This is a genomic window from Psychrobacillus soli (genome assembly GCF_006861775.1).
GTDB lineage: Bacteria > Bacillota > Bacilli > Bacillales_A > Planococcaceae > Psychrobacillus > Psychrobacillus soli.
Genome location: NZ_VDGG01000026.1, coordinates 44,630 through 54,485, shown reverse-complemented (window position 1 = coordinate 54,485; position 9,856 = coordinate 44,630). Strand labels below are relative to the sequence as shown.

General features: G+C 38.4%; 9 protein-coding genes. 8 read left to right on the top strand and 1 reads right to left on the bottom strand.

Annotated features, from left to right (window positions below):
• Positions 1-337: 337 nt before the first annotated feature.
• A complete protein-coding gene (locus FG383_RS13195) occupies positions 338-2,314 on the top strand; it encodes a S9 family peptidase (RefSeq protein ID WP_185907938.1) in 1,977 nt (658 codons plus the stop codon).
• 95 nt (positions 2,315-2,409) lie between these two features.
• Here the strand turns inward: FG383_RS13195 and FG383_RS13190 are convergent, their stop codons facing one another.
• Positions 2,410-3,765, bottom strand: coding sequence for an amino acid permease (locus FG383_RS13190; protein WP_281285321.1), 1,356 nt, complete (start codon positions 3,763-3,765; stop codon positions 2,410-2,412).
• 129 nt (positions 3,766-3,894) lie between these two features.
• Here FG383_RS13190 and FG383_RS13185 point away from each other — a divergent pair, with 129 nt between their 5' ends.
• The 7 genes from FG383_RS13185 (at position 3,895) to cysK (ending at position 9,841) form a co-directional block, all read left to right on the top strand.
• The gene (locus tag FG383_RS13185) at positions 3,895-4,428 is read left to right on the top strand and encodes a GNAT family N-acetyltransferase (protein WP_142607856.1); all 534 of its coding nucleotides are present in this window, start codon (positions 3,895-3,897) and stop codon (positions 4,426-4,428) included.
• 64 nt (positions 4,429-4,492) lie between these two features.
• Positions 4,493-4,747, top strand: coding sequence for an ABC transporter permease (locus FG383_RS13180; RefSeq protein WP_425467651.1), 255 nt, complete (start codon positions 4,493-4,495; stop codon positions 4,745-4,747).
• Positions 4,748-4,853: 106 nt separating this feature from the next.
• Positions 4,854-5,615, top strand: a complete 762-nt coding sequence (locus tag FG383_RS13175; protein ID WP_142607855.1) for a hypothetical protein — start codon at positions 4,854-4,856, stop codon at positions 5,613-5,615.
• Between the two features lie 188 nt (positions 5,616-5,803).
• Complete coding sequence (locus FG383_RS13170) at positions 5,804-7,648, top strand: SLC13 family permease (RefSeq protein ID WP_142607854.1); 1,845 nt, start codon at positions 5,804-5,806, stop codon at positions 7,646-7,648.
• Positions 7,649-7,785: 137 nt separating this feature from the next.
• Positions 7,786-8,424, top strand: coding sequence for a class I SAM-dependent DNA methyltransferase (locus FG383_RS13165; protein WP_142607853.1), 639 nt, complete (start codon positions 7,786-7,788; stop codon positions 8,422-8,424).
• A gap of 11 nt (positions 8,425-8,435) precedes the next feature.
• A complete protein-coding gene (locus FG383_RS13160) occupies positions 8,436-8,906 on the top strand; it encodes an S-ribosylhomocysteine lyase (protein WP_142607852.1) in 471 nt (156 codons plus the stop codon).
• Positions 8,906-9,841, top strand: coding sequence for a cysteine synthase A (gene cysK, locus FG383_RS13155; protein WP_142607851.1), 936 nt, complete (start codon positions 8,906-8,908; stop codon positions 9,839-9,841). The genes FG383_RS13160 and cysK overlap by 1 nt, the downstream gene beginning before the upstream one ends.
• The last annotated feature ends 15 nt before the right edge of the window (positions 9,842-9,856 follow it).

Genomic DNA, 9,856 nt, shown 5'->3' with positions numbered 1-9,856 from the left:
TACTGGATTTACACATTCGAAAAAACTGTATAAAATTTTGTTTTTTTACGAGCCGAAGCTGATAAGTAAGCCATTTCCGTTGATTTTCGCTACAGTCGACGACTCCTGCCGGATGGCTCATCGCTCACCCGGCGGAAAGCGTTCGACTGCAGCGGAAATCATAGCGGTCACTAGTTGACGCACTACCACGCAGTATCCCTATATTGCGCGAACTATCCTTTATAAAGGTAGCTATTTGTTTTTCATGTTCAATCTTTAAGTTTTATAATAAAGCAGGAAAAAGGTTTCGAGTGTCGAAATACATGGAAGATGCATTTTGAAAGTGAGGAATAGAAAAGTGACGAAGAGAAACTTAGAGGCAAAGGATTTATTTAACTTGCATTCCGTTACAAACCCGGTTATTGCACCGAATGGAAAAGAAGCAATATTTATTCGTTCGGAAATGGATGAAAAAGATAATACATATTATGCGTACTTATATCATGTAAATGTGGAAACAAAAGAGGTAACACAGTGGACGCATAAGAAAGAACGTATATCCTCACCGCAATGGTCCACAGACGGAAAATACATTGCATTCTTATCGAACCGAGAAGAGGACAATCAAGTATACGTCCTTTCAACAAGTGGCGGAGAAGCAAAGAAATTAACAAAAGTGGAAAAAGGTATTTCTAGCTTTAGTTGGTCACCATGTGGGCAAAAAATATGGTTTGTTGCCCCATTAAAAGAAGGGAAAACATGGAATGATGAAGCGGAAAAAGAAGAAAATAAATTGCCGGAAGCTTATATTGTAGACAAAATGAAGTATCATGCAGATGGTGTTGGCTTGCTACCAAAAGATACATATAAACAAATTGGATATATAGATATCGCTACAGTAGAAATAACGCAGTTTACAGAAGGATCCTACAATTATAACTTACAAGCTATTTCGCATGATGGAAAGAAGCTAGTGATGGGGGTTAACAGGGAGAAAAATCAAGACTTCTCATTCCGCCAACCGTTATTATTAGTTGATATAGAGTCAAAAGAAGAAACCGTATTAACGGATGAAGAAGGCTATTACGGGGGAGCGGCTTTTTCAAAAGATGACAAGTACATTGCCTTTACTGGCAGCAATCGACAGTATCAAAATGCATCGCATGCGGAAGTATTCGTTTATGAAGTGAGTACAGGATCTCGTCAAGTGCTAACGGAAGGAATTGACGCGCCGGTAGGAGATTATTCTGGTGGAGATATTCAGCAAGGTGCTAGTGCACCAGATATAGTATGGACAGACGGCAATCATTTGTACTTTCAATTGTCTACAATGGGAGACGTTCGACTTTATTTTGCTTCATTAGATGGAGCGGTGTATCCGGCAACAGCGGAAAATGAACATATATATGGTTATGATATAGATGCGACAGGTACATTTTCCCTTGCGACAATAAGTAACGCAATATTTCCCGGGGAATTATTTAAGCAAAATTTAGCGACTGGTGAAAGAATACAGCTAACAAACTTTAATGAGGCATTATTAAATGAACTAGAGCTCTCGGAACCAGAAGCAATTGTTTATAAAGGTGCTAAAGATTGGGACGTTCATGGTTGGCTAATGAAGCCAGTAGGCTATGAAAAAGGGAAAAAGTATCCACTTATCGTAGAAATTCATGGTGGGCCGCATACGATGTATGCCAACACTTTTTTCCATGAACTTCAATTGCTAGCTGCAAAAGGATACGGTGTATTATATGTAAATCCGCGCGGTAGTCATTCATATAGTCAACAATTTGTTGATGCAGTGCGTGGTGATTATGGAGGTGGGGACTATGAGGATATAATGGCAGGACTCGATTATGTACTGGCTGAAAATGACTGGATTGACGATTCGAGACTTGGCGTAACTGGTGGTAGTTACGGAGGATTTATGACAAACTGGATTGTTGGTCATACAAATCGATTTAAGGCCGCGGTTACACAACGATCTATTTCGAACTGGATTAGTTTTTACGGTGTTTCGGATATTGGCTATTATTTTACTGAATGGCAAATCGGTGCAGATATGTCTGATATAACGAAACTGTGGGATGCTTCTCCATTGAAATATGCATCGAATGTAGAAACGCCACTACTCATATTGCATAGTGAAAATGATTACCGTTGTCCGATTGAACAAGGACAACAATTGTATATAACGTTAAAAGCAATGGGAAAAGAAACGAGTTTTGTTCGTTTCCCTCAAGCGGATCATAATTTATCTCGAGTTGGATTACCAAATTTACGACAAACTAGATTAGATCAAATTACAAGTTGGTTTGAGAAATATATTTAATGGAAAAAGAACCCCCTTCATTTCTATATTGAAGGGGGTTCTAGGTGAATCGATCAATCTTATGACACAATCGATCGAACTCTCGCTCGATTAAGTCATTTCTTATGCAAACCTTTATTAAAATACATAAATACTAGGAAGATTATCCAAATTGGTCCTACGATTAACGCAATGCGTGTGTCAGGGAAATAGGCCATGAGCCCAAGTACTAATAGTAAGAAGGCAAGGGCTAAATACGACCCAAACGGATAGAACAAAGCTTTGTATGATAATTTAGAAACTTGCCCTTTAGAAAGGGTCTTACGGAATTTTAACTGAGACAACAAAATAATTCCCCAAGTCCAAACCGCCCCAAAAGTTGAAATACTCGTTACCCATATAAATACTTTTTCCGGAACAAGATAATTCAATAAAACACCGACTAATAGTAAAACGGCAGAAAATAGTATTGCTCTAGCAGGTACGCCAGCTCCATTAATTCGCTTGAAATTAGGAGAAGCTTGCTTTTGTTCAGCTAAGTTAAATAACATACGACCAGTACTGAAAATACCACTGTTACAGCTAGAAAGTGCTGCCGTTAATACGACGAAGTTAATAATGCCAGCAGCTGGTCCGATGCCGATTTTTTCAAACATTAAAACGAATGGACTTCCATTTTGACCGATTTCATTCCATGGATAAATGGACATAATGACGAAAAGAGCCCCAACATAGAAAATAAGAATACGCCAGAAAACAGTGTCGATTGCGCGAGGAATAACGGTTTTTGGATTTTTTGCTTCTCCTGCTGTTACACCAATCATTTCTACTCCTAAATAAGCGAACATGACCATTTGTAGCGACATTAAAATTCCCGTAACTCCATTTGGTGCAAATCCACCATTCGACCATAAGTTGCTAATTCCAACAGCTATTCCGTTATTCCCAATACCAAAAATGATTACTCCAAATCCAACGAAAATCATTGCTACAATTGCGATAATTTTTATTAGAGCAAACCAAAATTCGAATTCACCATAAGCCTTCACTGCGATTAAGTTTACTAATGTCATTATAACAAGTGCTGATAATGCCCAAATCCATGCAGGTGTATCAGGGTACCACATTTGCATATAAACACCTACAGCTGTAATTTCAGCCATACATGTAACAACCCATAAAAACCAATAATTCCAACCGGTGATGTAACCTGCAAGTGGTCCTAAGTAATCCTGTGCATATCTACTAAATGAACCTGAAACGGGATTATGTACCGCCATTTCTCCAAGTGCACGCATAATTATTAATATAACTAATCCACCAATTATGTATGAAATAAGAATTGCAGGTCCAGCTAGCCGAATTGCCGTTGCAGAGCCTAAAAATAGTCCGACTCCAATTGCTGCACCTAAAGACATGAGGGTGATATGCCGTTGTTCGAGTCCTCGTTGTAATTGCTGATTTCCACCCAAAGTTGTGTCACTCCTTTTTCTAATAATATTTTTGTTATATAACACTTTAACACAACGAAGTGCTTGGTGCATACGGTCATATGAACGAAATTATGATAATATTATGGATATGCAAGTAGGACGGGGGTCATGAAAATGCAACATATTATGATAAGACCTATAGTAGAAAAAGAAATTGTAAGACTTTGGAAATTGAGTGCAAAAGAAGCATCGCCAGAGTGGAAAAAGTGGGACGCACCTTATTTTCCGTACCAGCCGAAAACATTAGAGCAATTTCTAGAGAAAAAGGATCAGCTGATTAACCAAGAAGATATGTGGGGTATTTACGTAGATAACGAATTAGTAGGATCACTTTGTTATTATTGGGAGCACGAAGAGTCGCTCTGGTTAGAGATGGGCATCGTTATTTATGAACCCCAGTATTGGAGTGGCGGAATTGGAACAAAGGCACTTCGCATGTGGATTACGCATTTATTTAAAGAATTACCACTTGTACGCGTAGGCTATACAACTTGGTCTGGCAACGAGCGCATGATCAAAGTCGGTGAAAAGTTAGGGATGACGATGGAAGCACGCCTTCGAAAATGCCGTTATTATGACGGCGTTTATTATGATTCTATTCGAATGGGTTTATTAAGAGAAGAGTGGGAAGAGAATGAATGACAGCTTTATGTGAAATGAAAGGCTTAACGAAAAATTATTGGCATACAGCAGAACAAACAATGCGATGGTTGCTTGTGGTTTATTTTTAACGCAATTAAAACGCGAAACGGAAAGCTCTAAAGGAGAAATTGAGACATTACTTGCGCTTGGCGCAACGAGTAGACAGGCAGTACAAGATGTACTCAAACGATCGGTGAAGTTTAGAATGATTCCGGCCATTGATGCAATGAAAACAGTAGGACTAATGCAACTCCCAGATATGATGACCGGAATGATTATTGCCGGAGCGGACCCAGTAGAAGCTGTTCGCTATCAATGATTAATCATTTTCGTGTTTACTAATTCGTCTGCCATTACGAGTATGATGTTGAGTGTGCTTTGTTATAAAAACTTATTTACGAAGGATTTGCAGTTGAAGAAGTGGAGTGAATAAAATAGAACCGATATTAATCGAAGAAACACCTGCCAAAGTTACCGTTAAGTATGATCCGGAATCATACGATTTGCCAGTAAGTATAAAGAAGCAGCATGAAAAATATTGGGACAACCAGATAAAAATTAATCCTCATTTGCGCAATGGAGAAGTATTTACGATTACCCAAATTAATAATACACCGAAAGAACTTCAAGTGACAGTAGCAAAAACAGATTATAAACACTATCTTTACACAATCCGTCACGAAGGTTGCGCATTTCCTTGTAAAGTCATATTCACATGTGTAGCCGTTATTACGATCGACAATTATATTGCTTTCGGCAAGATGAATGAACATACTTCGACACCTGGTAGAATGCAATTTACTGGTGGAGGTTTAGACGAGACCGATTTGGATGGCTTTATTTTTAATTTGGAGAAAAGTATTGGAAAAGAATTAGAAGAGGAAATGGGTTTACTTATCGAGTCTCCTTATGTGAAATCATTTGCTCCTAGGTTTTTGAAAAGTAAAGGGACATATGATTTTTGGGCAGTAATGTTTGAACTTCAAGTAAACGATACTTCAAATGAACTTCAAGTATTATTCGAAAAACACAATCAGCGTCTAATTGAAAAAGGAGAACAACCAGAATTCGATGAATTTGTCTTTCTGCAGTTAGAAAAAGAGAGCGTAGAAGCATTTTTGGCGAATAGTACATTTTTCAAAGAAGACTATTTAGAACCTATTTTGCGAAAATACGTAGAGAAATAAATTCCATTCGAATATGAAAAAATGCAGTGAGTATTGAATAGCTCACTGCATTTTTAATGAAAAATACTTTTGTGAAAAATATGTGGCACTTTGTGAAACACTTATTGAAGCGATAGTTGGGATGAAGCACTTACCCCCGACTTCTTATATAATAGATGTATTATCTGACGGAAAGGGCGCATGTGGTTATGCAGCTTGTTATTACGTTTAGTATTTTAGCAATAAGTATTGTGTTATTTATTAGCAACCGAGTGCGAGCAGATTTGGTTGCTGTTTTGGCATTATTGGCATTTGTTATTACGGGAGTTTTAGAACCAACAGAAGCGCTAGCAGGTTTTTCGAATTCTGTCGTAATCATGATTGCGGGACTGTTTGTTGTAGGTGCGGGGATCGTGCGTACAGGCCTTGCACAGACGGCTGGCAATTTACTTCTTAAATGGTCTGGAAAAAGTGAAAATAGATTATTTATTTTATTACTCGTTATTACCGGTATAGTTGGGGCATTTATGAGTAACACAGGGACAGTTGCATTAATGCTACCGATTGTTATAAGTATTGCGATCAGTATTAATAGTAGTCCGTCGAAGTATTTAATACCGCTATCGTATATCAGTAGTTTGTCTGGGCTTTTGACGCTAATTGCAACACCGGCTAATTTAATTGTTAGCCAAGTATTGGTAGATAACGGCTATAAAAAGCTTGGTTTTTTTGAAATTACACCAGTTGGGGTTATTGCTATATTTGTTGGTATCCTTTATTTCGTTGTAGCTCGAAATGTTGTATTACCAAATGCGAAAAATAAAAACGCATTAAAAGAGGGGCATAAGCTCTCGCCTAAACAATTGGCAATCGACTATGAACTTGGCGGGAGCTTACACAAGCTTATCGTTCCAGAGCATTCACTGATAATAGGAAAGCAACTGGCTGAATTGAAGCTTCCGGCTAAGTATCATTTAGCTATTTTAAAAATAGATCGTAAATCGATAGAAGGCATAAATCTGTTACCGATTACGTATCAGGAAATGGCTGGACCAACTAGTATTATTCATGCGAAGGATATATTATTTGTGCAAGGTGCATTTAGTAGTATGGAACAATTTGCGAAGGATTTTTCATTAGAAATAGATCAGGAAGAATCGGAAGCAGACGTGCTTGTATCGAAACAGTTAGGTATTGCTGAAGTGCTTTTAACTCCACATTCAAGCTTAATAAATGAAACGGTTGGTAGTATTGGTTTTCGGGAAAAGTATAATTTGAATATACTAGGTGTAAATCGTAAAGGGGATTATGTACTAAGCGAAATGGCAGATGTACGGCTTCGTTTTGGGGATGCGCTTTTAGTGCAAGGAGCATGGGATGAAATAGAAATGCTGTCGAAAGCGATGCAAGATGTCGTCGTTGTTGGACAGCCGAAAGAACATGCAAGTATTGCCGCAGCTAGTGGAAAAGCACCCATTGCAGGGGCAATTATGTTATTTATGATTATTCTGATGATTTCTGAGGTTTTTCCCGCTGTCATATCTGTTTTAATTGGGGCAGTGTTAATGATTGTTACAGGGTGCTTGCGAAATATGGATGATGCATATGGAAAGATGAACTGGGAGAGTATTGTATTAATAGCAGCGATGCTTCCTATGGCTACAGCTCTAGAGAAAACGGGCGGAATGGTCATTCTTTCGAAGGGAATTATTAATCTACTCGGCGGCTTCGGGGCGATGGGCGTACTTATAGGTATCTATTTTATTACGATGGTGTTTGGACAATTTATAAGTAATACGGCTACGGCTGTTTTGTTTGCACCAATTGCGATGAGTGCTGCAATAAGCATGGGGGCAAATCCGTATACGTTTTTAATAGCAATCGCAGTTTCGTCAAGTATGGCTTTTGCAACACCAGTTGCATCACCAACAAATGCATTAGTGATGACAGCGGGTGGATATAAGTTTTTCGATTTTATGAAAGCGGGAATTCCGTTACAAATTGTTATGTTCCTCGTCATGATGGTTGTTATCCCGCTATTTTTTCCTTTGTAATGTTGAAAAGGGTTTCTCTAATTGTAGAGAGACCTTTTTTTGTTTGACAATTTTGCCAATTATGATATAACTATTTATATTACGCCTAACCAAAGTAATCGACTAGGAATAATCTAGTTTTAAAAAGGGGTTAATAGATGGGCAGAGAGTTTGTTGATATTTTTGATGAGTGGGCTGATTCTTATGAGGCTTCGGTTGCTGGAGAAGATCCGGAGTACCGAGATGTATTTGAAGGATACGATAATATATTAAATGCAGTTGCATCCAGTGTTTCTGGCAAGGTCATTGAATTTGGAACTGGAACCGGAAATTTAACTGCTAAGTTAGTAGAAGCAGGTTTTTCTGTCATTGGTATCGAACCTAATACAAAGATGCGTCATGCGACAGCTATACGCTTTCCTTCTATTAAAGTAATCGATGGGGATTTGATACAGTTTGAAGTAGGAACTGAAAGTATCAATGCATTTGTCAGTACGTATGTATTTCATCATTTGACTGATGAAGAAAAAAGAGAGGCATTACTAAAGTATGCAGCACTTCTACCGACAAACGGGAAAGTGGTGTTTGCAGATACTGCTTTTATATCTGAAGAGGCAAAACAAGAGCGAATTGCAAAAGAAAGAGCACGTGGATTTCATCATGTAGCAGACGATCTAGAAAGAGAATATTATACGACGATCCCAATCTTAACAAAATTGTTCGACGAAGCGGGTTTTCAAGTACATTTTACGAGAATGAATGATTTTGTTTGGTTAATGGAAGCGAATAAATTATAGGAGCGATAAAAATGCAAAAAATGAATGTAGAAAGTTTTAACTTAGATCACACAAAGGTAGCAGCACCATTTGTCCGTTTAGCAGGCACAAAAGAAGGAATTCGTGGAGATGAAATTTATAAATACGATATTCGTTTTAAGCAGCCAAATAAAGAACATATGAAAATGCCAGCTCTGCATTCATTAGAGCATTTAATGGCAGAAAATATTCGTAATCATTCGGATCAAGTAGTAGATCTTAGTCCAATGGGATGCCAAACTGGATTTTATTTATCGGTTATTAATCATGAAAACTATGATGAAATTTTAGAGATTTTAGAAAAAACATTAGAAGATGTGCTAAAAGCAACGGAAGTGCCAGCTTGCAATGAAGTGCAATGTGGATGGGCGGCAAGTCACAGCTTAGAAGGTGCAAAAGAAATTGCATCGGAAATGCTCGCTAAAAAAGATGAATGGCGCCAAATCTATCAAGAGGAAGCATAATGAACTATTTTCGTAGTGTCCAGGAATTAATAGGAAGAACGCCTATCGTGGAAATTACGCATATTACTATCCCAAATAATTGCAGGATTTTTGCAAAGTTGGAATATTTAAATCCAGGGGGCAGCGTGAAGGACCGGCTCGGTTTATCTTTAATAAAAGATGCAGAGGAATCTGGAAAGCTAAAGCCTGGTGGTACGATTATTGAGCCGACCGCTGGAAATACCGGAATAGGTATTGCACTTGCTGCAATTGGGAAAGGGTACAAAGTGATATTCGTCGTCCCACAAAAGTTTAGTGTGGAAAAACAAACGTTGATGCGCGCTTTGGGAGCAGAAATCGTCAATACAGAGACTTCTCTTGGGATGCAAGGGGCGATTGATAAAGCACGTGAACTAGTTGCCACCATTCCAAATGCTTTTTCACCATCCCAATTTTCCAATCCAGCGAATCCGGCTACTTATGAAAAAACACTAGGACCGGAAATTTGGAGAGATTTAGACGGACAAATTGATGTGTTTGTTGCAGGAGCCGGCTCTGGTGGGACATTTATGGGGACATCTACATTTTTGAAAGAGCGAAATGCTAATGTGAAAACAGTAATAGTAGAACCAGTTGGATCTATTTTGAATGGTGGAACTGCAGGTTCGCATGTGACGGAAGGAATCGGAATGGAGTTTCTACCTGCATTTATGGACAGTTCTTTTTTTGATGCAATTCATACTGTACGTGATGAAGATGCCTTTGCACAACTACGAGCACTATCAAAAAAAGAAGGATTACTTGTTGGGAGTTCATCTGGAGCAGCTTTTTTTGCTGCTCTGAAAGAAGCTGAAATTGCAAAAGATGGAAGCCATATCGTCACTATTTTTCCGGACTCAAGCGAACGTTATTTAAGTCAAAAAGTGTATGATCTATTCAACTTAGCCGAGGATTAAACCCGGCTAAGTTAC

Coding starts and splice junctions, on each gene's coding strand:
- FG383_RS13185 (WP_142607856.1), top strand. CDS start 3,895: ATGAAAATGCAACATATTATGATAAGACCTATAGTAGAAAAAGAAATT.
- FG383_RS13180 (WP_425467651.1), top strand. CDS start 4,493: ATGGTTGCTTGTGGTTTATTTTTAACGCAATTAAAACGCGAAACGGAA.
- FG383_RS13170 (WP_142607854.1), top strand. CDS start 5,804: ATGCAGCTTGTTATTACGTTTAGTATTTTAGCAATAAGTATTGTGTTA.
- FG383_RS13165 (WP_142607853.1), top strand. CDS start 7,786: ATGGGCAGAGAGTTTGTTGATATTTTTGATGAGTGGGCTGATTCTTAT.
- FG383_RS13160 (WP_142607852.1), top strand. CDS start 8,436: ATGCAAAAAATGAATGTAGAAAGTTTTAACTTAGATCACACAAAGGTA.
- cysK (WP_142607851.1), top strand. CDS start 8,906: ATGAACTATTTTCGTAGTGTCCAGGAATTAATAGGAAGAACGCCTATC.